Here is a 24,664-nt window from a genome sequence, read left to right on the forward strand (position 1 = left end):
CAGTCACGATCATACCTTTTTTCCCACTTCTCTGAATTTTAACTTAGGTACAGAATTTGAATCCAAATGCAGTACGTAAAAAAGAAAGAAATGATTAATCACTTAAGAAGTTGGGTGTCAGCGCTTGCAGTTGTTGTGTTGCAGTCGTGCTCTGTAAATACAGAAACTACTTATTATAAGGATGCAGCAACCAGTATGGAGTCCAACATTCTGATGGATCAAAGCATGCTCGGAATGATGAATATGATGGGCGAGAATCAAGGTCTGATTAAAAATTCAAAAGAACTCAGCGCTCTTTCCACAGAATGGAAGAGTTTGTACGATATCCAGAAAGACGGGAAAATTACGCTTAACAAAGATTCAGCTAAAGTACTGCAGAAACTTTTTCTGAAAGTTAATAAAGAAAAGGGTGAAGTTTACGGACTTTCTCTAAAATACGATAAACTTTTACCCGGAGAAATCGCCAGCCTTCTGTCACAGAGTAAACAGCTGAAAAACCTGCCTCTTCAGAACGTAGCAAGCTGGAATGGCAAAGTTCTGACCATTGACACCGATAAGTTCAATTCAACTGAATTCCTCAATGAAATTGCTAAAAATACACCGGGAGAAGAAACAGGTAAACCTAAGTCCAAGAGCGATTCACTGGAGGCTTATGGACGACAAATGGCTCAGGGAATAGCCGGAATGATGAAGATGTTTAATATGAATCTTACGAGTACAATGAAATTTCAGAAACCGATTAAGACGATCGTGGGCAAACATGATTTTGTGAAACAAATAGATAATAAAACCATACAGATCAGCGTCAGGAGCAAAGACCTGCTTGACGGCGGAAAAGCCCTTACCAACAAAGACCAAAAAATAATTATTACTACAGAATAAAAAAACCACCGATATGCCGGTGGTTTTTTTGTAAATATAAGTCACTTCTTAATCGATAAGATCAAATTTTGTGTATGCTGCAATTTTTTCCGGAATTTTAATTCCGTTTTCTGTTTGGTTATTTTCCAGAAGTGCTGCCATAATTCTTGGCAAAGCCATTGCAGAGCCATTCAAGGTGTGGACTAACTGTGTTTTTCCTTCGCTTTTAAATCTGCATTTCAACCGGTTTGCCTGGAAGGTTTCAAAGTTGGAAACAGAAGACACCTCAAGCCATTTTTCCTGCGCCGCACTCCAAACCTCGAAATCGTAGGTCATCGCTGAAGTGAACCCCATGTCGCCGCCGCAAAGTCTCAGAATTCTGAAAGGAAGTTCCAGATCCACCAAAATAGATTTTACATGCTCCACCATTTCTTCCAGTGCAGCATAAGAATTTTCGGGCTTTTCCAGACGTACGATTTCTACTTTCTCGAACTGATGAAGGCGGTTCAAACCACGTACGTGAGCACCGTAACTTCCAGCTTCACGTCTGTAACACTGCGAAAATGCTGTATTTTTTATAGGTAAATCCTTTTCGTCAAGCAAAACATCGCGGTATAAATTGGTTACCGGAACTTCTGCGGTCGGAATTAGATATAAGTTGTCTTCGTTGGCGAAATACATTTGACCTTCCTTGTCAGGAAGCTGGCCTGTACCGTAGCCGGAAGCTTCATTTACCACGTGTGGCGGATTTACTTCAAGATAACCCGCATCCGTGTTTTTATCAAGAAAATACTGTACTAAAGAGCGCTGAAGTCTGGCTCCTTTTCCGAAATACACCGGAAAACCAGCACCCGCAATTTTCACGCCCAGTTCGAAATCGATCAAACTGTATTTTTTCGCGAGTTCCCAGTGCGGGATCGCACCTTCTCCCAGGCCTTCAACATCATGGGACTGGTAAATTATTTCGTTGTCGTCGGCAGTTGTTCCGGCCACAACTTTTTCATAAGGTATGTTAGGGATCAGGTACAAAATCTCTGCAAGTTTTGCTTCTGTATCTCTCAATTGTTGCTGAATATTTTGGGAATTTTCTTTGTACTCCGCGGTTTTTGATTTGGCAGCTTCGGCCTCGTCTCTTTTTCCTTCTTTCATTAAAATTCCGATTTCTTTCGAAATTTTATTCATTTCGGCCAGATTCTGATCGAGATCGAACTGAAGTTTTTTTCTTTCATCATCAGTAGAAATAGCTTCATCAACCAATTCTATCTGCTTGAAATTTCTCTTATTTAAACCTGCTGTAACGCGTTCTTTGTTTTCGCGCAAAAAATTAACCTGTAACATTTAAATCAAATTTAGATTTTGGATTTTAGATCGTCTAAAATCAAATAGCTCCCGCAAATTTACTATTTTTAAAGAGGATTTTGCTCGAAATTATTTTTGAATTTTCACAATATTAGGCTCGTCGGCAACCTTCGTGAACTGCAAAACATTATTGTACCATACTTTGGTAACCCGAAATATTTCCGGAGTGAAGCTGTATTGCACCTTCATTGTATCATTAACGGACGCAGTGGTAGAGTCGGTAAGACGTTTGGTGAATGAAAGGGCAATCCTGGATTCATATGTTTTGGTATTTCCCGTCGAATCTATTCCAATTCTTCTGGCTCCTGCGATGTACTCGATATAACTCAGCGTATCCTGATCTTTTTTAGTAGAGAAATTCACCGGTGCCGAGTCGGTAAGTCCGTATACATCATTCATTCTGATATTGGTATAACCTCCTTGGATATTACTGTTAAGCATATCCTGTCCCGCAGAATCAATATAGAGACGGATAATCTGATCAATTTTCTGCACGCCAGCCTCGTCATTTCTGCACGACAGCAATGCGAAAAAAATTAGAAGGGAAAGGAAAAATACATTTTTCATTAAGGCAAAGATAATTTATTTTAGTTTTTTAAGGTAAGTATAAAAGTAAATCATCAGGAGTAATCCGTTTGCTAACATCGTTATGCTTAAACTCAAAGCCATTCCGGTAATTCCGTACTTACCGACCAAAAAGAACGAAATTAGAGGCAAAAGAATTAATGTAAAAACAGAAATAACTGTGTTAACACTCATTTTACCCACTGCAGAAATCAGGTTCCCATAAAGGTTTCGGAGAAGCATATTGAGGCAAAATCCCGCGAGCAAAATAACAAAAACCCACGAACTGTCATCATATTTTACACTGAAGAAAAATTTGAGAATCTCGGATTTTAGCAGGATTCCAAATCCCAGTATAAGTACCGTAATGGGTAAAAATATTTTATAATAGTTGGAAATATAGTTTCTTAAGAAGTGTTTATTCTGATAGTTTTTTGCCAGAACCGGAAAATCGCTTTGCATAAATGTAAGCGCAAGGAAAGTAATATTGGCCGGAAGCAGGATCGCGACTTTGTAGTCAGCTACCGCATTTTCGTTCATAAGAAAACTCAGCATCAGCACGTCAGCGGAAAATAATGCGTCAGACAACAAAGCTGTGCCGGAAGCGTGCAAACCATAATCCCACAGTTCTTTTTTATTGAAACTAAAATTCTCGGTTAAAGAAGAGAAATGTTCTTTTTTAAACCAGAACAATGCGATAAACGGAGTGAGTGCCGAGGCCGCCAAATAGCCTTGCAAACCGAAAATGTAAGTGAGTATAAGTAAAGAAACAACTCCTGCAATATTTACAACGTTGTTGACCTTTGCAAACTCTGAATTCTTACCGAAAATCCTTAGTTCAGACTGAATGTGGTTGAAAAAGTAATGTCCAATAAGCCGAAATGCAAAGAAGATAAAGAGGTGAAAAACATTCTCATAGCGATCGATATAAAATATGCTGACCACTAAAAATATGATGCTGAGCAGGACCTGGAATCCCAAACCCTTTAGAAAAAGGTATTTTGCAAGATGCTTCTTTTCAATTAAGTTATCACCTAGGGAACCAAATCTGAGTAAACTCTGCTGACTTCCGAATCCGCTGAATGGCGCAAAAACAGCAAATACCGATGCCACGATACTTATGATTCCGAATTCGCTTTCAGGTAAAATCCGTATGATGAAAAGTGAACCCAGGAAAGCACAAATCTTCGCAATTAGGAGTGACAGGAAAATATGCTGCCCTTTGTTTCTGAAGAAATGCTGTAAAAATTCCTGTAGACTTTTCACAATTTAAAAAAAGAGTTTAAAGATGGCTAAAATATTCACCGCCTGAGATTTGTCGTGAAATGTTGCAGAGCTGAAAAGTTCTTTCACATTGTCTAGAAGGTCCGGATACTCCTCAACTCGGTATAAATTTTCTTCGAAATATTTCTGATAATATTTTTGAATTTCCGGATCATTATCGTAATAAAACTGGTACGGATACATGCTGGCATGTTGCGGAATTTTCAGGATTTTTTCTGTCAGTATTTTAAAACCTCTTTTGATAAACTGGTCTCCAAAACCTGTTTTCCATGGGGCATCGGGCTTAAGTAACGTGCGTTCCCAACGGTATTTTGTAGCTTCTTTACAATGCCTGTTAATCCATTCGAGATAAAAACGGTGATTGAATTTCCATTCTTCGGGAAGAGAAATGGCGAGTTTCAGAAAATCTTTAGACATAAACGGTGAAGTCTGATACCGTTTTTCCTGAAATACATGCGCTCCCAAAACTGTCCGGTTATACGCTATATTCCTAAGAAGAAATAGCTCCTCAGTCTCGTAACCGGTTAAAATTTGATCTAAATTTTTCTGAACCTTCGGGAGGTAGTTGGGATTGACAACAATCTTAAAACTGCTTGGTTTTTTGCGTTTCGGTTCTGTGTTAAATCCTCCCAGAACACCGTCACCAATCTGTCCGCTGTGGAATAATCCAAAATTTTCGTACTGCATTTTTTCGACCGCATGTCGCGCATGAATACCGCCGGTATAAAAAACCATTCCCTCAGAAATCTCAGTGAGTTCGTCAATTTTTTTGAGGAATTTTCCGCCATCCAGAGGAATGAACTCATAATGAATCCGGTAATCTTCCGCTATTTTGCGGGAAATCGTATGATCGAAATATCCGGATTGTGAAAAACAGAGCGCATTTTCCGGGACTTCATTGTTTTTAATGGCGTACATCATTGCCACCCGGCTGTCTAAACCGCCACTGAGCAGCGAAAGATGATTTTTACCTAACTCAGTGTCTTTCTGATATTCCATCAATACCGCATCGGTAAAGACTTCATGAATCTTGTCGATGGCTTGCGTTTTACTTCCTATAAACGAGGGTGTTTCCGAAAGATTAAAGTACTGTTTTTCTTCTACCTTTAAATCAATGCAGGTAATTTCGAGATAATGACCATCCAAAAGTTTAGAAATTCCTTCAATCGGAGTTTTCTTTTCAGGTAAATTGCTGAAACAGAGAAATTGATAAAGAGATTCAAAGTCCGGATTTGAATTTTTGCCGGAATTTTTAAGACTTTCGTTAAGTCGTACCAAACTCGTATCAATGAAAAATTCATTCCCGAATTTTCCATGGAAAACCCTTTGTGTTGAAGTAATATTGGTAAATACAAAAATTTTTGAGCGCAGTTTATCGTAAATAAATCCGCGGATTTCACCTTCAAATTCATTAATGATGTTCTCCTTTTTCTGAATGTAAAGTTCGCGGATTAACGTTTCAAAATCTTTTAGCGCATATTCGTGAAGGAGTTTTTTTTTGTTCAGTAAAACGCCTTCCAATAAAAAATCAAAATGTTCCGTCTGAAGGTGAAAATCATCATATTCACCTGAAATAAAAGATTTTATAACGATATTTTGCTTTGAAATCTGAATGGAAAATCCTTTTTTCATTCTGGTAAGTATTCAATTTTTGTTTGAAAAGTTAATTTACATAAAATTATACACGGAAAAGAAGTTTTTGAGATTTTAGTTCAAAACCTGGCGATAAATTTCATTAAATTTTTGTGCGATTTTACCCATGGAGAAATGATCTTCTACAAATTCGTGCAATTTATTTGGATCCTCGAATTCTGTTTTTTGCTTTAAGACCTTTTTCATCGCTTCGTAAAGTTCATCTTCGGAATTGCTGATTAAAATCCCATTTTTACTGCTGATGATTTCCGGTATGCCCCCAACATTTGTTGCAATAGCAGGTGTGCCTGTAGAAAGTGCTTCAAGCAGAACACACGGGAAGTTTTCGTAATCGCTGAAAAGAATAAAGCAGCTACTCCCGCGCATCTTTTCGGATACTTCATTTAAAGTAAGCATGGGAAAGGTTTTTATATAACTTTCAGCACCAAATTTTTTTACCAGTTGATTCAGCTTTTCTACATCGCCGTCACCACCGATCTGTAGTTCAAAATCAGGAATATCTTGGTATAAACGCACCGCTGCACCGAGAATCTTTTCAGGGTTTTTCAGCGGAATCAGGTTCGAAATATGTAGGAAAGTAAATTTTTCCGGAGCTGACGTTTTTAAATGAAATAAATTGGTGTCAACTACATTTTGAATGACTTCCATTTTGTTTTTGAATCCCAGCGATTTTAAATCCTTCAAAAGATATTGGCTCACCGGCAGAAGATAAGAGGCTTTTCCGGCAATTTTCCTGGCTGTAAAAAGCTGAAATTTAGAAAGGCTGTGACGCTTAATCCTCAGAAAACCCGACCAGTGCTCGGTTACTACAAATGGAATTTTGTGCCTTATCTTTAAGTAAAGTGCAAATAGTAAATTGTTCTGCAAAACATTTGCATGAACCAGATCAGGCTTGTGAATTTTAGCAAAGCCTTTTCTGTAGGCCTTCATTCTTCGGATAAAATTAACAGCGGGATTAGCGGTTTGTTGGTAGTAAACGATCAGAGTGCGGATTCCGTTGATCATCTTATCATCGAAAATAAAGTCCTCTTTCTGGGTCGGATCACCGATGGCGTGAAGAACCTCTACATTATGTAACTGCGAGACCGCTTCCGCGTGACGCTGAACAAAATTTCCGTTAGTCGGCTCTAATCTGTTCGGAAACCACGATGAAATAAAGAGAATTTTGTACCGCATGTTGTTATAATCAAACAAAAATAGGGAATTATTTTAGCCAAAAAAAGCCTGAATGGGATTCAGACTTTAATTAGATGTTTCACATGCAGCCCAAACTGCGTCATTTTGCGGAAGAGGCGCTACAACCACCAGACTTTCTTTGGTTACGGGATGAATAAATTCTAACCTGCGTGCGTGAAGATGAATCCCGCCATCAGCATTGCTTCTTGCGGCACCATATTTTAAATCACCTTTTATCGGGACGCCAATTTTTGATAACTGCGCGCGGATCTGGTGATGCCGGCCAGTTTCCAGATCGATTTCAAGCAGCTGAAAATTGTCCAGAGACTTCAGAATTTGGTAGTTTAAAATAGCTTCCTTGGCATTTTCGGTGGGTTTTATAAAAACGGTAGACTTGTTCGTTTTCTCATTTTTCTGAAGATAATGTACGAGTCGCTGGCTTTGCGGAATCATTTCTTTAGCCACAACCGCCCAGTATGTCTTTCGGATTTCACGGTTTTTTACCATTTGAGTTAAACGAGTCAATGATTTGGAAGTTTTCGCATAAATCACGAGACCAGATGTAGGTCTGTCAATACGGTGAACCAGTCCTAAAAATACATTTCCCGGTTTTTGATCTCTTTTTTTAATGAAATTTTTAATAATATCAAGCAGTGATGCATCGCCGGTTTTGTCGCCCTGAACGAGCTGACCTGCTTTTTTGTTGATGATGAGAAGATGGTTGTCTTCGAATACGATCTGAGAGTCGAAGTTTAATGTTGTGGATTGCTGCATGAGTACTATTTCGAGTTCCAAAATTACAACAAAACTCTGCTTTAGGATTGTTGATTTTTATATTTCTCCAGAAAAATCCTTTGAGAATCAAATGCGATGTCTTCCGAATCGATTTCGTTTATCCTTAGCCAAACTGTTTCGGATATTTCAGAAATCTCCAGATCAGCATCAAATTTTTCATCAATTCTATATTCGTAAAAGAGATCTAAAGTGTTGTAAACGATGTTTTTATACTCATATACATTCGGTAAGCTCGCCAGATATTTGAGTTTAGAAATATCAACCTGAATTTTCATTTCTTCGTAAAGTTCCCGGACGCATGTGTGTTCTGCACTTTCTTTGGGATCCACAAAACCACCGGCTAAATCGAGCTTTGCTTTCTTGGGCTCCTGATTTCGTCGGGTCAAAAGGATTTCATTTCCGCAGCGGATCACTACTGCTACAGCGCCAGCTACATTGTGAAAAAGTACGTAATCGCATTTAGTGCAGTTCCATTTTTTCTCCCCGTCCCACTTTAAGCTTTCATTACCGCACTTAGGGCAGAATCTGAGATTTTCCATCAATCGATATTTCGTGGATGATAATTAAGAATTACATCCCGCAGTTCTTCATTCTTCAAATGGGTATAAATTTCGGTCGTGGTAATACTGGAATGGCCAAGCATTTCCTGAATATATCGTAGATCGGCTCCATTCTGTAAAAGATGAGTCGCAAAAGAATGACGAAAAGTATGTGGGGAAATTTTCTTGTTAATCCCGGCTTTTTCGGTTAATTCTTTAATAATGATAAAGACAATTACCCTGGACATAGAAGATCCGCGGCTGTTTAGAAACAAAATGTCCTCACACTTTTTATTGATTTTATATTTTGACCTGATGTCTCGTATGTACTCTTTAATCAGTTTTGAGGTATAAGCAGCCAACGGTACAAAACGGGATTTGTCACCTTTCCCTTCTACTTTCAGATAAGATTCTTTGAAATTGATGTTCGAGATCTTGAGATCGATAAGTTCGGAAACACGAAGACCGCAACCGTAGAGCACTTCAATCATACAGTGGTTTCTGCGTCCTAAATCTGTTGAAATATTGATGACTTTAATAATTCTGTTAACGTCGTCAAAACTTAGTGTGTCAGGTAGATAAAGCCCCAGTTTGGGTCCTTCCAGCAGTGTTGCAGGATTGTCTTCGCGGGCTTCGTCTTCCACTAAATATTTGAAGAAAGCTTTGATTGAAGAAATCCACCGCGCTTGGGTGCGTTCGCTGAATTTTTTCTTTGAAAATTGAAACAGGAATTCCTGAATGTTCTCGTAGGTAATTGTGAGGGGGCCGGTATTGTCCATGTCGAACTCAGCGTAATCTCTTAATTTCCGAACGTCCCGCAAATAGGCATCAAGCGTATTGTCGGAGAAGTTCCTTTCGAATCTTAAAAAGTTTTCGAAATCTTTAATTTTTTCATCCCAGGTCATATATTTGTGTTTTATAAAAGTTCTTCTTTCGGAATTTGCAGAATTTCTATTCCATGATCCCGAAGAAACCCCACCCCGGCATTATCTGAATAATCATCCATATATACTATTTTCTTTATGCCTGCCTGTACAGCAAGTTTGCTGCATTCCTTGCATGGCGATAAAGTTAAATAGAGTGTGGCATCTTTTGCCGACTGTGTAGAACCTGCTAATTTCAGAATTGCATTGGCTTCTGCGTGCAGAACGTACCAATGGGTTTTCCCGGCTCCGTCTTCACAGCAGTTTTCGAATCCGGAAGGAGTGCCGTTGTAGCCGTCGGAAATAATCATGCGGTCCTTTACGATAAGCGCACCCACCTGTTTTCTTTTGCAATAGGAGAGTTTTGCCCATTCCATTGCCATTTTAAGATAGGCCTTATCAAATTTAGTAGATTCCAATAACGAAATATTTTTTTAATACTTAAAATGCAGGTTTCCTTTTTTCTAAAAATGCTGCGACGCCTTCTTTTTTATCGTCCATTTCAAACAATTCGCCGAAGGATTTTATTTCTGTTTCAAATCCATTTGAAGTTCCTGCAAGATTTACTGCGGCAATTGCTTTAGAAATTCCCATTGGGGAGTTTCTAGAGATGAGTGTCGCCAATTCTTTGGTTTTCTCTAAAAGTTCCGAAGAACTAAAAACTTCGTTTACCAATCCGATTTCTTTAGCCCTTTCTGCCGTGATCATTTTAGCGGAGAAAATAAGTTCGTTGGCAATTCCTTTGCCTACCAATAGAGGCAAACGCTGTGTCCCGCCGTAACCTGGGATCAGTCCTAAAGTTACTTCTGGTAATCCTAATTTTGCATTGTCTGAAGCGTAACGGATATGACAGGCCATCGCGAGTTCCAGACCGCCGCCAAGGGCAAATCCGTTTACGGCTGCAATTACTGGTTTATTTAGATTTTCGATTTTATTGAACAATAAGTTCTGCCCGTTTCTGGCTAAATCTTCAGCCGCTTCGGTTCCGAAGTCAGAAAACTCTTTGATGTCTGCACCTGCAACGAATGACTTTTCACCACTTCCGGTCAAAATAATTACCCTTATTTCGCGGTCATCATTTAGTTTTCCAAAAGCATCACTCAGTTCCCGTATTGTTTTATAATTGAGGGCATTGAGACTTTCGGGCCGATTTATTGTAACAGTGGCAATTTTTCCTTCGTTTCCTAGGATTATATTTTCGTAAATCATCTTTATGTTAAAAGTTTTTTTCTTTCCTGCAAATTAGCTTTTTTTTTCGGAATTTTCAAGAATAATGCAATGATATATGCATTTTGGGCAAACTTCAGGCAGTTTAATACTCACTTTTGGAGTGATTGATCATATTTCCATCAATGTTGATCTGTAGACCCATCGCAATTTTCATCCCCAGCTCAATATTTGCGCGGAAAAAATGGCAAAGCTGCCGGTTTATAATCTCTTCTCTTTTGGGACCGGAAATCCCCTTCATCGAACTGATAATGTTGTGGATTAAATTCTCCCTGTCCTGCTGATTCATTGCTTTGGTATAAAGCAGCCCGGGCTGTGTATAATGATCATCATCATTCTCGTTACGGTTGAAATGAGCAACACTGCTGCTGTCTAAATCATACTCGAAATTTCTGTACTGCGGATTCGGTTTGATATCGTCGAAACTGTTCGGATAATAATTGGGTGCATCCTGATACCTGCTGGAATCTGCCATGGCACCGTCTCTTTGGTAATTATTCACTGCAAAAGGACAGCGGTTTACTTCCAGTTGGTTGGCGTTAACTCCTACGCGATATCGCTGCGCGTCGGGGTAAGAAAACAATCTGCCCTGCAGCATTTTATCGGGCGAGAAGCTAATTCCGTTAATGAGATTACTTGGTGAAAACGTAGCCTGTTCCACATGTGCAAAGAAATTGTTTGGGATTTCATTCAATTCCATTTCTCCCACTTCAATAAGCGGGAATTCGCTTTTCGGCCAAACTTTGGTAACGTCAAACGGATTCCATCGGAATTCTTTAGCCTGATCTTCAGTCATTACCTGGATGTAAAGTGTCCATTTCGGAAAATTACCTTCTTCGATGGCATTCACCAAATCTTCCTGCGCGAAATCCGGATTTTCACCCTTCATTTGTATAGCGCTTTCATTCGTGAAATTTTTGATTCCCTGTTGTGATTTAAAATGAAACTTAACCCAAACTCTTTCGTTTTCATGATTAATCATGGAAAAAGTGTGAGAGCCAAACCCGTGCATATGTCTGTATCCATAGGGGGTTCCGCGATCCGACATTAAAATGAGGACCTGATGAAGTGATTCTGGATTGTGACTCCAAAAATCCCACATCATCGTGGCGCTTTTTAAATTTGTTTTTGGAACACGTTTTTGGGTATGAATGAAATCGGGGAACTTTTTGGCGTCTTTGATGAAAAATACTGGCGTATTATTTCCAACTAAATCCCAGTTGCCGTCTTCGGTATAAAACTTAAGGGCAAAACCGCGCGGATCTCTTTCGGTATCAGCGCTTCCTTTTTCGCCGCCCACGGTAGAAAATCGTGCAAACATCCGGCATTCACTGCCTACTTTAGAAAAGAGTTTTGCTTTCGTATATTTTGAAATATCATGTGTAACTGTGAATTTTCCATAAGCACCGCTGCCTTTCGCGTGTACAATTCTTTCAGGAATTCTTTCTCTTACAAAATGTGCAAGATTTTCCTGCAGAATAAAATCTTGGAGAAGGACCGGTCCACGGGCACCAACTGTTTGTGAATCCTGATGTTCGAAATAAGGTGCTCCTGAACTGGAGGTAAGTTTTTTTGAGTCCATAGATCAATTGTTTGAGGACACAAATTTAAGGAATTTAGTGTTGGAGGAACGTTTAATTTTTGACCCAAATCAAGAAAAGGCTGTATCTTTGTGATAGATAAATGCAATTAAATGAACATTCAGCAATTAGAATATCTTATCGCGGTAGATAAATACAAACATTTCGGTAAAGCCGCGCAGGCCTGTTTTATCACACAACCCACTCTTAGTGCCATGATTCAGAAGTTTGAGGATGAGCTGGATGTGAAGATTTTCGACAGAACCACTCACCCAATCCGTACTACTGATGTCGGAATACAGATCATTGATGAGGCCAAACGGGTAATTGATGCGGTGAACGAGTTGCGGAACAAGGCAAGTTTGCTGAACAATGTGTTGGCCGGGAAACTGAACCTTGGAATTATTCCGACGGTTTCAAGTTATATTTTACCTTCAGAAATTTTTGATTTTTTGAACGAGAATCCAAAAATTGAGCTCAACGTAAAGGAAATGACGACCGACAGTATTATAAAATCGCTGAAATCCGGTGAATTGGATGCGGGAATTATTTCCACACCGTATGATGCAGCGAGCGAATTTTACCAGCATTTTCTGTTCAACGAAGAGCTGATGATTTATTCCTCAGAAGCTTCTACGAAAGATGATACTTTTGTGGTGCCTGAAGAAATCGACAGTAATAAAGTATGGCTTCTTGAGGAAGGAAACTGCCTGCGCACCCAGTTTGAAAATATCTGTCCTTTAAAAGAAAATTCTCTGAAGCCTAAAAATCTGGATTTTCTAGCCTCGAATATTAATACTTTAATACAGATGGTTGACAAAGTTGGGGGAATTACCATTCTTCCTGAACTTGCTATTCCGCAATTATCTGATACACAAAAAGATAAAATCGCAAGATTCAGAAAGCCTTTTCCTTACCGGGAAATCAGTTTAATCTACTACAAGCCTACCTATAAGCAGAAAATATTAGATGAAATGGCGCATTCAATCAAGGAATCCCTCGACAGTAAATTGAGTTTTAACAGCAATCCCGAAGATTATATGAGTGTGAAACCGCAATGATTTTAATTAGGTTAATAAATTTTGTGATTCAACAAATATCTGTAAATTTGCAGACTGATACTTTCAAGAGGAAAAATTTGAACTGATTGCAACCTCCCTAAAAAATGCTAAAACAGAATTTCTATTTTAGTTTCTTTTGTAATCGCTTCCTTTTTTTCTTAAATTTTAATTTAAAAAAACAAAAGAAATATGTCCTATTTATTTACGTCTGAGTCCGTTTCAGAAGGTCATCCTGATAAAGTAGCCGATCAAATTTCCGATGCACTCATCGATAATTTTCTGGCCTATGACCCAAGTTCAAAAGTAGCGTGCGAAACCTTAGTCACCACAGGACAAGTTGTTTTGGCAGGTGAGGTGAAATCGCAGGCCTACCTTGACGTTCAGGATATTGCCCGAAAAGTAATTAACGAAATTGGGTATACCAAAGGCGAATATATGTTCAATGGTGATTCGTGTGGTGTGATCTCCGCGATTCACGAACAGTCTCCGGATATCAATCAGGGTGTTGAACGTGCAGATGAAAACGCAGATTTCGAAACAAAAGCAAATGCTCAGGGAGCCGGTGACCAGGGAATGATGTTTGGTTACGCGACGAATGAGACCGATAATTATATGCCACTTGCTTTGGATTTGGCCCATACCATCCTTCGCGAACTTTCAGCTTTAAGAAGGGAAGGAGAAGCGATTCCTTACCTCCGTCCGGATGCAAAATCTCAGGTAACGATTGAATATTCTGACGATCATAAGCCTATTAGAATAGATTCAATTGTAGTTTCTACACAGCACGACGATTTCGGAAGTGATGAAGCAATGCTCGCAAAAATCAGAAAAGATATCATCGAAATCCTGATTCCTAAAGTTAAAGCTGCTCAGAAATTAGAAATTCAGGCACTGTTTAATGACCAGATCAAATACCACATTAATCCTACCGGGAAATTCGTAATCGGAGGACCACACGGTGATACCGGCTTAACCGGGAGAAAAATTATCGTAGATACCTACGGAGGTAAAGGTGCTCACGGTGGAGGTGCATTTTCGGGGAAAGATCCGTCGAAAGTCGATAGAAGTGCCGCCTACGCAGTAAGACACATTGCGAAAAATCTTGTTGCAGCAGGGATTGCGGATGAGGTCCTGGTACAGGTTTCTTACGCGATCGGTGTTGCTGAACCTTGTGGTTTGTACATCAATACCTACGGAACTTCAAAAGTAAGTTTCCATGACGGGGAAATCGCTGAGAAAGTTCAGAAAATATTTGACCTGAGACCATATGCAATTGAACAGAATCTGAAGCTGAGAAATCCAATTTATCAGGAAACCGCTTCTTACGGACATATGGGAAGAGATTACTATACAGGAAGTAAAACTTTTAACAAAGGAAAATCTAATGAGTTGACCGTTGAAAATCTTGAGTTTTTCACCTGGGAAAAATTAGACAAGGTTGAAGAAATCAAAAAACAATTCGGGATATAATTCCTTAAAATATTTAAACTGCTTTATTCTGAACGATAAAGCAGTTTTTTTTAACTTTACCGTCGAAACAAAATCCTAAAATGAAGAAAATTCTGGTGCTGCCCATTCTGCTGTTGCTTTTTATGACCCAGTACGCGAAAGCGCAGCTTACAATGCATAAGCTTGTACACGTAGGATATGTTTACCAGAATCAAAGTTTTGCAGAAGTAGGAGGAAAGCTTCTTTTTCTGGAAAATGATGATATGATTTACAGATTGGGAGCAGCTGCAATGTTAGGCTCGGCGAACGGGGAATTTGCAGTTTTACCTAAGCTTCAGGGTGATATTTTAATTAATTTCGAAAGAAATGTCGATATCTATCACTCTTATTATTTTCTTGCAGGTGCAGAAGTGACTACCAAATATGTTGCACCTAAGATTGGAGCTACTTTATTCGGTATCATTGATTTAACGGGAGGTTACGCTTTTCCGATTGATAAATCCGGAATTAACGGAAAAGAATTAAAAGGCCTGAATTTGAATTTTACTCTCAATATACCGATCGTTATGTTGAATGATTTAATGAAATAATAAATTATTTTTAAATTTCTCAGAATTTTTAACACGGTATTAACTTTTTTACTATTTTTACCAGCTAAACAAAACCATTTCTATCGATTAGACTCTACTTCTTACAAACCCCGCATCCCCAACCTGATTTAACTGATCGGGACTATATCACGGGTAAAAAACAGAAGTGAGTTATGAAAACAAAAACAGATAGCTGGTTGATTTCGGAGTACCGTAATGGTAACGAAAAAACACTTTCAATTCTTATAGAGCGCCACCAAAAAGATCTATTTTCTTTTATTTTTTATAAATTAATGGATGAAGATCTGGCCAATGATATCTTTCAGGATACTTTCATGAAAATTATTGTCACCCTGAAAGAAGGGCGATATAATGAGGAAGGCAAATTTATCCTTTGGGCAAAACGAATCGCTCATAACCTAATTATTGACCATTACCGTTTGAAATCGAAACACATCAAAGTTTCCGAGACTTCGTATGAGAATGATGAATTCTCAATATTTGATTTGATTTCCGGTAAAGAAGAGAATATTGAAGAACGGTTGATAAGCCAGCAGATTCAGGACGATTTGATGAAAATGCTCATATTTTTACCCCAAAATCAGCAGGAAGTCATCAAGCTTCGTTTCTTTGACGGTTTAAGTTTCAAGGAGATTGCAGATCAAACTGAAACCAGCATTAATACAACCTTAGGCCGCGTGCGCTACGCACTAATTAATCTCCGTAAAATTATGGAAGAACATAAGATTATTTTGACCAGATAATAATATTTTAAAAAAACTTTCGTTTTTAGAGAAACAACTTTTCGCCTATGAAAAAAAATGACACTCTAAACGAAAAACTTTTGAAACCAAAAAAGCAAACTATTGATTTTCTCTTAAGTTATTCTAAAAGCATCGCGGTTTTGAAAACTAAAAGTAAAAACCAAATTGTTTCCAAGAACTAATCTTAATCCCTAAATTTGTGCTGTATGAAAATTCAGCACATTTTTTTTGATCTCGATAATACGCTTTGGGATCACCGCAGAAACGCTTATCTAACCCTAAAAGATATATTTACCCGGGAAAACGTACAGGAAAAATATAACCTTGGCTTCGAAGATTTCCATAAAGAATATTTTACGATCAACGAGAGACTTTGGGCGCAGATCCGCGATGGCGAAATCGATAAAGAATATCTGAGAAAACACAGGTTTTACGATTCTTTTCTTTTTTTTGGGATTGATGATTTCGAACTGTCACAAACCCTCGAAAATAATTTTCTTGATGAAATTCTTAATTATAATGATCTGGTAGAAGGGGCTTTCGAACTTCTGGAATATCTTTCCGAGAAGAAATATAAACTTCATATCCTTTCCAATGGTTTTAAGGAGGTCACTTACCGAAAATGTGAACTTTCGGGCATTAAAAATTATTTTGAAACCATTACGAGTGCCGATGAAATCAACATCCGCAAACCTCACCCGGAAGTCTATGAATACGCACTGAACAAAGCCGGCGCGCAGAAAGAAGAATCCATGATGATTGGTGACGACTGGATTGCCGATGTAGAAGGTGCAAAATCTTTTGGGTTGAAAGTGGTTTTCTTTGATGTTTTTAATGATAATTATAAGGCAGATGAAGTTACCGTTATTAAAAAGCTGGCCGAGTTAAAAACAATTTTATAATAGAAAAACCCTTTCAGAAACGAAAGGGTTTTGTTTTTTTATGTGAAATCGGAATTACATACCTAAGCTCTCGCGAACTCTCTTCAGGGTTTCTGAAGCTACTTGTCTCGTCTTGTCGGCGCCCTGTTGTAGTTTTTCATCTAACTCCGGCAGATTATTCATGTAATATGCAAATAACTCTCTTTCCTTCGCAAATCTAGTAAGGATGAGATTTAGAAGCTCCGTTTTAGCATGTCCGTAACCAAAATTTCCGGCAAGATATTTCTGCTCAAGAACGGCAGTTTCTTCAGTTGTTGCAATAAGTTTGTATATCGCGAAAATTTTGTCGGTTTCCGGATCTTTTGGTTCTTCCAGAGATTTCGAATCGGTTTCAATCCCCATCACCTGTTTTTTCAGTTCTTTTTCAGAAAGAAAAATATTAATGATATTTCCGCGGGATTTACTCATTTTCTGTCCGTCTGTTCCGGGAACATATTTGGTGTCTTCCTGAAGTTCTGCATTAGGCAAAACAAACACTTCACCCATTTGGTGATTGAATCTCGCGCCCATGTCCCGCGCCATTTCAAGGTGCTGAAGCTGGTCTTTGCCTACAGGAACCACTTCTGCATCATAAAGCAGAATGTCCGCAGCCATCAAGACCGGATAGGTAAAAAGACCGGCGTTCACATCTTCCAAACGGTCTGCCTTATCTTTGAAAGAATGCGCTAAAGTAAGCCTCTGATATGGAAAAAAGCACGAAAGATACCATGAAAGCTCACAAACTTCGGGTATATCGCTTTGTCTGTAAAAAAAAGTCTTCTCCGTATCCAATCCGCATGCAAGCCACGCTGCAGCAATCTCGTACGTGTTTTTCTTCAGTTCAGCAGCATTTTTAATCTGGGTGAGCGAATGCATGTTTGCAATAAAGAGAAACGATTCGTTTTCAGATTTTTTCGACAGTTCGATTGCAGGAATAATTGCGCCCAAAAGGTTTCCCAAATGCGGCGTTCCTGTTGCCTGTATTCCGGTGAGGATTCGTGACATATTAGTGTAAATTCTGTTTTAAATATAGGATGAATGCAGCTTTTTAAAGCCGTACAAAAATAAGGAAATAAAAAACTCCAGACAATTGCTGAAGTTTTCTTTACTGTTTTAAAAGTCAAATCCTTCCGGAAATGCTTTCTTTCTGAAAATCAGCAGTAATACTCCGCCTACGGTTATCGCAGCATCTGCAATATTGAAAATGTATTTGAAAAATTCAATATGCTTTCCGCCGATAAGAGGCCAGCTTTCCGGCACCCACCAGTCTACAAGGGGAAAATGCAGCATATCTACCACGCAGCCCTTCATGAAATGAGAATAGCCGTTTCCGAATTCTGTAACCTTTGATATTCCCCCGTAATCGATCCAGCGGTTTACACTCTCGTCGTACATCGTACCGCTGTCGAAGATCATTCCGTAAAACATTCCGTCGATCAGATTACCAATTGCTCCGGCAAAGATCATCGCCATCGGGATTAAAAGATAATTGCTGTTGATGCCTTCCTTAAGCCATTTGCGGAAAAGATAAATCATGCCGCCGATAAGGAATATGCGTAGAATTACCAACGCATATTTCCCAAGAAGGCCGCCAAAATGAAAGCCGTAAGCCATTCCGGGATTTTCTACAAAAGTAAGTTTGAAACCAGGTAAAACATCAACACTTTCGCCTAAATGAAAAGTGGTTTTAATGTAAAATTTAGAGATCTGATCGATTAAAAGGATGATGAAAGTGATTAATGCGATTTTCTTCATTACAGATCAGTCTTTGGTTTGTCTTTAGTTTGTCTGGTTATTTTTTGGTCTTTTTTTACCGGAGTTCTGGGTTCAGATTTCTGCGGAGACTTGGTGTTTCTGGTATGAAACTTTTCATATCGGATTCCCATATCCTTCATCACGCTTTTCAACGCGTTGAGTTCCATCTGGTTTTTGGGATGAACAATTAATGATTCCATTTTAAGGTTTATTTTTTTGAAAGTTCTTCGAGGCGTTTTCTGTCTTTTTCTGAAAGATCGTTCACTCCGTTTTTGCCCATTTTAGCAAGCAGACTGTCGATTTCAATCTCGCGGTTTCTTCGTTCGGCATTGTACTGATCATCGATGGTGTAATATTTTCCTTTATTTGGGACGAATTTTTCTTTAAGAGCCCGCCGAAAAAAGTAGATGAAAATTACTGAGACAGCAAACAAAAGGTAGAGGACCTCCATTCTTATTTTTTTTAGAAATGTAAAATGTACAAAGTACAATGTATTTTAAGTTGAAAATACACTATACTTTGTACATATTACTTAGTACTTTAGCTGAAACTATCGCTGCAGATTTTTAGCTTCAATACTTAGTGTAGCGTGCGGAACAGCTCTCAACCGGTCTTTTCCAATTAATTTTCCTGTTACTCTGCAAATTCCGTAAGTTTTGTTTTCGATACGGATAAGTGCATTTTTCAGGTCGCGTACGAATTTTTCCTGTCTTCCGGCCAAAATTGCATTCTGCTCTTTGCTGAGGGTTTCCGCACCTTCTTCAAATGCTTTGAATGTAGGCGAAGTATCATCAGTTCCGTTGTTTTGGTCGTTGATGAAACTTTCGCGGATCAGCATTAAATCTCTTTCTGCCTTTTCTATTTTTTGCTGAATAAGTTCTTTAAACTCCTTCAGGTCACTGTCACTGTAACGTTGTCTTTCTTCTGCCATGTTTTTTTGTTTGAAATCGTTTGTGTTTTTTAGGGTGTGAAGAATTTCGAATTCTTAATTAAATTTCCGTTTACATCAAACTTTGTTTACCAATAATTTAAATTTCACGTCGTCAATTTCAATTTCATCAAAATTTGAAAGTGAATTTACAATTTCTATTTTATCTGACAATACTTCTTCCGAAATATATAGTTGATTGTTAATAAGTTCCTTTTCAAAAGGAGAGTTCGCCTCAACCTGAATGGTTATGCGGTCTGTAAGGTCGAAGTCTTTATCTTTTCTAAGATTCTGTACACGATTGATGAATTCTCTCGCAATTCCCTCTGCTTTCAGTTCGTCGGTGATCGTCAAATCCAGTGCCACAGTCATTTTTCCTTCATTGGCAACCGTCCATCCCGGAATATCTTTGGTGAAAATTTCAACATCGTCTGTTGTAATTTCATAACCTTCAATCATCATTTTTCCATCTTTTTCAAGCATAGAGATCTGCTCAGCACTCAAACCTGAGATGGCCGCGCCGACGGATTTCATGTCTTTTCCAAGCCTTGAACCTAATGTTTTAAAGTTGGGCTTAATCTGTTTCACAATCAGATGTGAAGCTTCGTCAGCGTTGATCAGTACCAGCTCTTTCACATTAACTTCCTGTTTGATGAGTTCGGAAACGGCTAAAATCTGTGCTTCAGTCTTCGAATCCAAAACGGGAATCATTACTTTTTGAAGAGGCTGACGAACCTTTATATTTTCTTTCTTTCTCAAAGAGAAAACCATTGATGTGATCTGTTGCGCCAAATGCGTTTTTTCAACTAAATCCTGGTCGATAAGTGCTTCATCCGCTTTCGGGAAATCAGTTAAATGCACTGATTCTGCCTGATCTTTACCGGTAATTTTATTCAGATCCTGAAACAACTGATCCATAAAGAACGGCGCAATGGGAGCCGCAATTTTAGAAACGGTTTCGAGACAAGTGTACAGAGTTTGGTAAGCTGAAATTTTATCTTCTGAATAATCACCTTTCCAGAAACGCCTTCTGCAAAGTCTTACATACCAGTTGCTTAAGTTGTCATTCACGAAGTTATTGATCGCTCTTGCAATCTTTGTTGGTTCGTAATCGTTGTAAAATTCGGTAACTTCTTTTACGAGAAGATTTAATTCAGACAAAATCCAGCGGTCAATTTCCGGACGGTTTTCAACTTCTTTTTCTGAATAATTAAATCCGTCAACATTCGCATAAAGCGCGAAGAATGAGTAAGTATTGTATAAAGTTCCGAAGAATTTACGGCGTACTTCATCAATGCCTTCCACATCAAATTTCAGGTTTTCCCAAGGATTTGCGTTGGCAATCATATACCATCTTGTCGCATCAGGACCGTATTTCTGTAACGTTTCGAATGGGTCAACAGCATTTCCGAGGCGTTTAGACATTTTTTGTCCGTTTTTATCCAAAACCAAACCGTTCGACATCACATTTTTATAAGCAACCGAATCAAAAACAGCTGTTCCGATGGCGTGAAGCGTATAAAACCAACCTCTTGTCTGATCAACTCCTTCCGCGATAAAATCCGCAGGGAAAGCTTTTCTTTCATCGATCAGTTCCTTATTTTCAAACGGGTAATGAAGCTGCGCGTACGGCATAGAACCGGAATCAAACCAAACATCAATCAGATCGGATTCGCGTTTCATCGGTTTGCCGGAATCTGAAACCAAGATAATTTCATCCACAATGTTCTTATGCAAATCGATTTTCGCATAGTTTTCTTTGGACATGTTTCCGTTTTCAAATCCTTCAAAAGGATTTGTGGACATGAAACCAACGTCAATAGATTTCTGAATTTCAGTCATCAGTTCTTCAACAGATCCGATGATTATTTCTTCTTTCAAATCCTCACTACGCCAGATCGGCAACGGAATTCCCCAATATCTGGAGCGGGAAAGATTCCAGTCGTTTACATTTTCAAGCCAGTTTGCAAAACGTCCTTCACCGGTAGATTTCGGTTTCCAGTTAATGGTTTCGTTCAGTTCTACCAAACGGTTTTTCACCGCCGTCATTTTTACGAACCATGAATCCAACGGATAGTAGAGGACTGGTTTGTCGGTTCTCCAGCAATGCGGATAACTGTGAACGTATTTTTCAACTTTAAAGGCTTTGTTTTCCGTTTTTAACAGGATGGCCAGTTCAACATCCCAGGACTTTTCCGGAGCTGAACCTTCGTCGTAATATTCGTTTTTAATATATTTTCCCGCAAAAAGTTCAGGTGTATTTCCACCTGAAATAAATTTTCCCTGGAGATCAACCAAAGGCACAAGGTTGCCGTTTTCATCCTTCACCAACATTGGCGAAATACCATTCTCTTTGGCAACGCGCGCATCATCCGCACCGAAAGTTGGCGCGATGTGTACGATTCCAGTTCCGTCTTCTGTTGTAACGAAATCTCCAATGATTACTTTAAACGCATTTTCAGGATTTTCAGCCGGTAAAAACCATGGAATTAGTTGCTCATACACGGTTCCGGCAAGATCTTCACCGGTGAATTCAGCGAGAATTTGATAAGGAATTACTTTGGTTTCTGAAGTGTAATTCGCGAAATCTTCATCGCTTCCCTCCGAATATTTTTTTCCAAAGTTCTTTTGAACCAAGACTTTAGCTAAAATAATGTTGATTGGCTCAAAAGTATATTGATTAAAAGTTTTAACCAATACATATTCAATATCTTTTCCAACAGCAAGCGCGGTGTTCGAAGGCAATGTCCATGGCGTCGTAGTCCAGGCAAGAATGTGAATCGGCTCGTGATTATTTTGGTCAAACTCTGCCCAGTGATTTACACCGCCGCAGGTTTCGTTTTCTAAATTGGTGGTTTTACCTGAATTAAGCTTTGAAGTCAATGCATCAGCCAGTTTTTTAACCTTAAACTGTGCAACAACTGTTGTGTCTGAAACATCGCGGTAAGTCCCGGGCTGGTTGAGTTCGTGTGAACTTAAACCTGTTCCGGCTGCCGGCGAGTAAGGCTGAATGGTGTAGCCTTTATAAAGTAAACTTTTGTCGTAAAGCTGTTTCAGAAGCCACCAAACGGTTTCCATGTATTTTGGCTCGTAGGTGATATAAGGATCTTCCAGATCTACCCAGTAACCGATTTTTTCTGTAAGATCATTCCAAACATCGGTGTAGCGCATTACTGCATTTCTACAGGCCTGATTGTATTCTTCAACGGAAATTTTAGTCCCGATATCTTCTTTGGTAATGCCTAATTCTTTCTCCACGCCCAATTCTATTGGTAAACCATGGGTGTCCCAACCGGCTTTCCGGAAAACCTGTTTTCCGTTCTGGGTTTGGTAGCGACAGAAAATGTCTTTCAGTGCTCTTGCCATCACGTGGTGAATCCCCGGCATTCCGTTGGCAGAAGGCGGACCTTCGTAAAAAACATACTCAGGTTTTCCCTGGCGGATTTCTACAGATTTTTTAAAGGTTTGATGCTCATTCCAGAATCCTGAAACGTTTTGAGCGACCGCGGTGAGATCTAGATTTTTATATTCGGTAAACTTCTTCATTGTCAGTCAGTTCAAATAGATTGATCCTAATTAAGTTTGCGAATATAGCAATTTCTGACGTATTTTAAGCGCTAATTTTCAGGTTTCGGAATGGAGATTTCTACCGTTGTTCCGCTTGCGATATTATTTTCGTGAAGATCGGTGTAAACAACACTGAAATTACCTGCGCCGAAATAATTTTTCAACATATCACGCGCGATTTCAATTCCAAGTGATTTGGTGTGCGTGCTGCGGATGGCGTTGATCTTTGCAGCTCTGTCTCTGCCGATTCCGTTGTCGGTGATTAGGATAAGAATTTTATCCGGTACTGATAATATTTCGACGCTAATTTTTTTATCGTGTACCGCCGCAATTCCGTGCAGAATGGAGTTTTCTATAAAAGGCTGCAGTACCATAGGTGGCAATCTCACCCGATCGGGATCAATATCCGGGGCTGCGTGAATCGTGAAATCTATTTTATTTTCAAACCGCAGATTTTCGATATCCATATAGAGTTTCAGCGTCTGCAATTCTTCGGTAAGGGTAAATTCCCTCAGTGATGATGCTGCTAAACTTATTCGGATAATTTTAGAGAATTTTGTCAAATAATCTACGGCGTTTTGGGAATCGTTTTCGAGAATGTAATATTTAACAGAATTCAGTGCGTTGAAAATGAAATGAGGATTCATACGGCTCTGCAGCAGTGAAAACTTAAGGTCAGAGATTTCCTGCAGGTATTTTATCTTGTCGTTTTCTACAGTTAAGCGTTTTTCGTTTTCCCTGGTCATTTCATCTTTAAGCCGTTCATTTCTCTGCAGTTCCAAGATTAAATCTTTGTGAAAGGTTACTTTTTGCTCATGATTTATCCTTTGTTTATGACCTAACGCCAGGGAAAATGCTATGTTTTCGATAAGCAAGCCCACGAAATAAATAAAATCACCCATTTTCCTGCTTAGATTAAGAGCAGGAATTTCGCGCACCGTTCTCTCTCCAACTATGGAACATATGAACAAGATAATCCCGCCGAAAATGATATAATATTTAAGATTGTTCTTTACTTTAGTAAGAATATAGAATGAAATTACGGTCTGCAACGTAATTAGATATATGAATGCATTTTTGTACCAATTGAAGATATGATCTAAACCATAAATTTTGTGTCCAATAAATATCAAAGCGCCTGCAATTAAAAGTACGATTACCGGAAAGACAATAATGCGGTACCATTTCCGGTTAATACTTTTAATATTTAAAAATTCCGCAAAAAAGAAAAAATAGATACAGTTGAATACGATCGTGAAAAATATTTTGGAATCGTTATCCAGACCAGCTGTTTTAGAAAGTGAAGCTACAAAGCCGCTTTCCGCAACAGGCATATAGGCAATGAACGAAAACATGGTATAGAGACTGTAAAGCAGGTAAGATTTATCTTTATTCTGCAGAAACATCCCAAGATGAAATACAGCAAGAAGAAGTAACCCACCCAATACCGTATACAGAATGCTGTTGTGGGCGTCCTTTTCGATAAGGGCAGTAAAAAGATCTGTCATGCTGTACCGGAGTTTGTTCAAAAATAGAAATTTATATCATAAAGCGTGAAATTTATTCATTTATTGCAAATTAATTTTATATTTTATCGTGCTGAGGCATTGTTCTTTCCGTCTGCATCAGCCGTTAGAAAATGCGATCATCGCAGTGAATTCAGAGCTGG

General features: G+C 38.8%; 24 protein-coding genes. 6 read left to right on the forward strand and 18 right to left on the reverse strand.

Features of this window, described 5'->3' with window-relative positions:
* The first annotated feature begins 90 nt into the window (after positions 1 to 90).
* Positions 91 to 882 carry a hypothetical protein gene (locus KTV93_RS07835; RefSeq protein WP_218248401.1) on the forward strand — a complete coding sequence of 264 codons (792 nt, stop codon included), beginning with the start codon at positions 91 to 93 and terminating at the stop codon, positions 880 to 882.
* A gap of 48 nt (positions 883 to 930) precedes the next feature.
* Here KTV93_RS07835 and serS read toward each other — a convergent pair whose 3' ends face one another.
* The 11 genes from serS to KTV93_RS07890 form a co-directional block, all read right to left on the reverse strand.
* The gene (serS, locus tag KTV93_RS07840; protein WP_218248402.1) at positions 931 to 2,199 is read right to left on the reverse strand and encodes a serine--tRNA ligase; all 1,269 of its coding nucleotides are present in this window, start codon (positions 2,197 to 2,199) and stop codon (positions 931 to 933) included.
* Positions 2,200 to 2,289: 90 nt separating this feature from the next.
* A complete protein-coding gene (locus KTV93_RS07845) occupies positions 2,290 to 2,787 on the reverse strand; it encodes a hypothetical protein (protein WP_218248403.1) in 498 nt (165 codons plus the stop codon).
* A gap of 15 nt (positions 2,788 to 2,802) precedes the next feature.
* Complete coding sequence (locus KTV93_RS07850) at positions 2,803 to 4,050, reverse strand: oligosaccharide flippase family protein (RefSeq protein WP_218248404.1); 1,248 nt, start codon at positions 4,048 to 4,050, stop codon at positions 2,803 to 2,805.
* A 3-nt stretch (positions 4,051 to 4,053) separates the two neighbouring features.
* The gene (locus tag KTV93_RS07855; protein WP_218248405.1) at positions 4,054 to 5,700 is read right to left on the reverse strand and encodes an asparagine synthase-related protein; all 1,647 of its coding nucleotides are present in this window, start codon (positions 5,698 to 5,700) and stop codon (positions 4,054 to 4,056) included.
* 75 nt (positions 5,701 to 5,775) lie between these two features.
* The gene (locus KTV93_RS07860) at positions 5,776 to 6,897 is read right to left on the reverse strand and encodes a glycosyltransferase (RefSeq protein WP_218248406.1); all 1,122 of its coding nucleotides are present in this window, start codon (positions 6,895 to 6,897) and stop codon (positions 5,776 to 5,778) included.
* A gap of 66 nt (positions 6,898 to 6,963) precedes the next feature.
* Complete coding sequence (locus tag KTV93_RS07865) at positions 6,964 to 7,671, reverse strand: RluA family pseudouridine synthase (RefSeq protein ID WP_218248407.1); 708 nt, start codon at positions 7,669 to 7,671, stop codon at positions 6,964 to 6,966.
* 41 nt (positions 7,672 to 7,712) lie between these two features.
* Complete coding sequence (locus KTV93_RS07870) at positions 7,713 to 8,231, reverse strand: NUDIX domain-containing protein (RefSeq protein ID WP_218248408.1); 519 nt, start codon at positions 8,229 to 8,231, stop codon at positions 7,713 to 7,715.
* On the reverse strand, positions 8,231 to 9,136 hold the full coding sequence (gene xerD / locus KTV93_RS07875; RefSeq protein ID WP_218248409.1) for a site-specific tyrosine recombinase XerD: 906 nt from the start codon (positions 9,134 to 9,136) through the stop codon (positions 8,231 to 8,233). The genes KTV93_RS07870 and xerD overlap by 1 nt, the downstream gene beginning before the upstream one ends.
* An 11-nt stretch (positions 9,137 to 9,147) precedes the next feature.
* Positions 9,148 to 9,573, reverse strand: a complete 426-nt coding sequence (locus tag KTV93_RS07880) for a deoxycytidylate deaminase (RefSeq protein WP_218248410.1) — start codon at positions 9,571 to 9,573, stop codon at positions 9,148 to 9,150.
* Between the two features lie 22 nt (positions 9,574 to 9,595).
* Positions 9,596 to 10,363: an enoyl-CoA hydratase/isomerase family protein gene (locus tag KTV93_RS07885; RefSeq protein WP_218248411.1), complete on the reverse strand. Its 768-nt coding sequence runs from the start codon at positions 10,361 to 10,363 to the stop codon at positions 9,596 to 9,598.
* Positions 10,364 to 10,466: 103 nt separating this feature from the next.
* Entirely contained in the window at positions 10,467 to 11,963 is a 1,497-nt protein-coding gene (locus KTV93_RS07890) for a catalase (protein ID WP_218248412.1), read from the reverse strand.
* Between the two features lie 111 nt (positions 11,964 to 12,074).
* Here KTV93_RS07890 and KTV93_RS07895 point away from each other — a divergent pair, with 111 nt between their 5' ends.
* The 5 genes from KTV93_RS07895 (at position 12,075) to KTV93_RS07915 (ending at position 16,727) form a co-directional block, all read left to right on the forward strand.
* Complete coding sequence (locus tag KTV93_RS07895; RefSeq protein ID WP_218248413.1) at positions 12,075 to 13,022, forward strand: hydrogen peroxide-inducible genes activator; 948 nt, start codon at positions 12,075 to 12,077, stop codon at positions 13,020 to 13,022.
* A 189-nt stretch (positions 13,023 to 13,211) separates the two neighbouring features.
* Complete coding sequence (gene metK / locus KTV93_RS07900; protein WP_218248414.1) at positions 13,212 to 14,492, forward strand: methionine adenosyltransferase; 1,281 nt, start codon at positions 13,212 to 13,214, stop codon at positions 14,490 to 14,492.
* Between the two features lie 80 nt (positions 14,493 to 14,572).
* Positions 14,573 to 15,061 carry a hypothetical protein gene (locus tag KTV93_RS07905; protein ID WP_218248415.1) on the forward strand — a complete coding sequence of 163 codons (489 nt, stop codon included), beginning with the start codon at positions 14,573 to 14,575 and terminating at the stop codon, positions 15,059 to 15,061.
* A 173-nt stretch (positions 15,062 to 15,234) separates the two neighbouring features.
* Entirely contained in the window at positions 15,235 to 15,825 is a 591-nt protein-coding gene (locus KTV93_RS07910; RefSeq protein ID WP_218248416.1) for an RNA polymerase sigma factor, read from the forward strand.
* A gap of 206 nt (positions 15,826 to 16,031) precedes the next feature.
* Positions 16,032 to 16,727 (forward strand): YjjG family noncanonical pyrimidine nucleotidase, encoded by a 696-nt coding sequence (locus tag KTV93_RS07915; RefSeq protein WP_218248417.1) that lies wholly within the window; start codon positions 16,032 to 16,034, stop codon positions 16,725 to 16,727.
* Between the two features lie 54 nt (positions 16,728 to 16,781).
* On the opposite strand, the gene trpS is transcribed toward KTV93_RS07915, so the two are convergent.
* From trpS to KTV93_RS07950, 7 genes are all read right to left on the reverse strand, one after another.
* The gene (gene trpS / locus KTV93_RS07920) at positions 16,782 to 17,750 is read right to left on the reverse strand and encodes a tryptophan--tRNA ligase (RefSeq protein ID WP_218248418.1); all 969 of its coding nucleotides are present in this window, start codon (positions 17,748 to 17,750) and stop codon (positions 16,782 to 16,784) included.
* 108 nt (positions 17,751 to 17,858) lie between these two features.
* The gene (locus KTV93_RS07925) at positions 17,859 to 18,500 is read right to left on the reverse strand and encodes a lipoprotein signal peptidase (RefSeq protein WP_218248419.1); all 642 of its coding nucleotides are present in this window, start codon (positions 18,498 to 18,500) and stop codon (positions 17,859 to 17,861) included.
* Positions 18,500 to 18,700, reverse strand: a complete 201-nt coding sequence (locus KTV93_RS07930; protein WP_218248420.1) for a DUF2683 family protein — start codon at positions 18,698 to 18,700, stop codon at positions 18,500 to 18,502. Before KTV93_RS07930 ends, KTV93_RS07925 begins: the two co-directional genes overlap by 1 nt.
* An 8-nt stretch (positions 18,701 to 18,708) precedes the next feature.
* Positions 18,709 to 18,951, reverse strand: a complete 243-nt coding sequence (locus KTV93_RS07935) for a DUF6576 domain-containing protein (protein ID WP_218248421.1) — start codon at positions 18,949 to 18,951, stop codon at positions 18,709 to 18,711.
* 99 nt (positions 18,952 to 19,050) lie between these two features.
* Complete coding sequence (locus KTV93_RS07940) at positions 19,051 to 19,431, reverse strand: TraR/DksA family transcriptional regulator (protein ID WP_218248422.1); 381 nt, start codon at positions 19,429 to 19,431, stop codon at positions 19,051 to 19,053.
* Between the two features lie 75 nt (positions 19,432 to 19,506).
* On the reverse strand, positions 19,507 to 22,974 hold the full coding sequence (gene ileS / locus KTV93_RS07945; protein ID WP_218248423.1) for an isoleucine--tRNA ligase: 3,468 nt from the start codon (positions 22,972 to 22,974) through the stop codon (positions 19,507 to 19,509).
* Between the two features lie 71 nt (positions 22,975 to 23,045).
* Positions 23,046 to 24,503 carry a histidine kinase gene (locus tag KTV93_RS07950; protein ID WP_218248424.1) on the reverse strand — a complete coding sequence of 486 codons (1,458 nt, stop codon included), beginning with the start codon at positions 24,501 to 24,503 and terminating at the stop codon, positions 23,046 to 23,048.
* Positions 24,504 to 24,664 lie beyond the last annotated feature (161 nt).

Origin of the sequence: Kaistella faecalis (genome assembly GCF_019195395.1) — a bacterium.
Taxonomy (GTDB): domain Bacteria; phylum Bacteroidota; class Bacteroidia; order Flavobacteriales; family Weeksellaceae; genus Kaistella; species Kaistella faecalis.

Coding starts and splice junctions, on each gene's coding strand:
- KTV93_RS07835 (WP_218248401.1), top strand. CDS start 91: ATGATTAATCACTTAAGAAGTTGGGTGTCAGCGCTTGCAGTTGTTGTG.
- serS (WP_218248402.1), bottom strand. CDS start 2,199: ATGTTACAGGTTAATTTTTTGCGCGAAAACAAAGAACGCGTTACAGCA.
- KTV93_RS07845 (WP_218248403.1), bottom strand. CDS start 2,787: ATGAAAAATGTATTTTTCCTTTCCCTTCTAATTTTTTTCGCATTGCTG.
- KTV93_RS07855 (WP_218248405.1), bottom strand. CDS start 5,700: ATGAAAAAAGGATTTTCCATTCAGATTTCAAAGCAAAATATCGTTATA.
- KTV93_RS07860 (WP_218248406.1), bottom strand. CDS start 6,897: ATGCGGTACAAAATTCTCTTTATTTCATCGTGGTTTCCGAACAGATTA.
- KTV93_RS07865 (WP_218248407.1), bottom strand. CDS start 7,671: ATGCAGCAATCCACAACATTAAACTTCGACTCTCAGATCGTATTCGAA.
- KTV93_RS07870 (WP_218248408.1), bottom strand. CDS start 8,231: ATGGAAAATCTCAGATTCTGCCCTAAGTGCGGTAATGAAAGCTTAAAG.
- xerD (WP_218248409.1), bottom strand. CDS start 9,136: ATGACCTGGGATGAAAAAATTAAAGATTTCGAAAACTTTTTAAGATTC.
- KTV93_RS07885 (WP_218248411.1), bottom strand. CDS start 10,363: ATGATTTACGAAAATATAATCCTAGGAAACGAAGGAAAAATTGCCACT.
- KTV93_RS07890 (WP_218248412.1), bottom strand. CDS start 11,963: ATGGACTCAAAAAAACTTACCTCCAGTTCAGGAGCACCTTATTTCGAA.
- KTV93_RS07895 (WP_218248413.1), top strand. CDS start 12,075: ATGAACATTCAGCAATTAGAATATCTTATCGCGGTAGATAAATACAAA.
- metK (WP_218248414.1), top strand. CDS start 13,212: ATGTCCTATTTATTTACGTCTGAGTCCGTTTCAGAAGGTCATCCTGAT.
- KTV93_RS07905 (WP_218248415.1), top strand. CDS start 14,573: ATGAAGAAAATTCTGGTGCTGCCCATTCTGCTGTTGCTTTTTATGACC.
- KTV93_RS07910 (WP_218248416.1), top strand. CDS start 15,235: ATGAAAACAAAAACAGATAGCTGGTTGATTTCGGAGTACCGTAATGGT.
- KTV93_RS07915 (WP_218248417.1), top strand. CDS start 16,032: ATGAAAATTCAGCACATTTTTTTTGATCTCGATAATACGCTTTGGGAT.
- trpS (WP_218248418.1), bottom strand. CDS start 17,750: ATGTCACGAATCCTCACCGGAATACAGGCAACAGGAACGCCGCATTTG.
- KTV93_RS07925 (WP_218248419.1), bottom strand. CDS start 18,500: ATGAAGAAAATCGCATTAATCACTTTCATCATCCTTTTAATCGATCAG.
- KTV93_RS07930 (WP_218248420.1), bottom strand. CDS start 18,700: ATGGAATCATTAATTGTTCATCCCAAAAACCAGATGGAACTCAACGCG.
- KTV93_RS07935 (WP_218248421.1), bottom strand. CDS start 18,951: ATGGAGGTCCTCTACCTTTTGTTTGCTGTCTCAGTAATTTTCATCTAC.
- KTV93_RS07940 (WP_218248422.1), bottom strand. CDS start 19,431: ATGGCAGAAGAAAGACAACGTTACAGTGACAGTGACCTGAAGGAGTTT.
- ileS (WP_218248423.1), bottom strand. CDS start 22,974: ATGAAGAAGTTTACCGAATATAAAAATCTAGATCTCACCGCGGTCGCT.
- KTV93_RS07950 (WP_218248424.1), bottom strand. CDS start 24,503: ATGACAGATCTTTTTACTGCCCTTATCGAAAAGGACGCCCACAACAGC.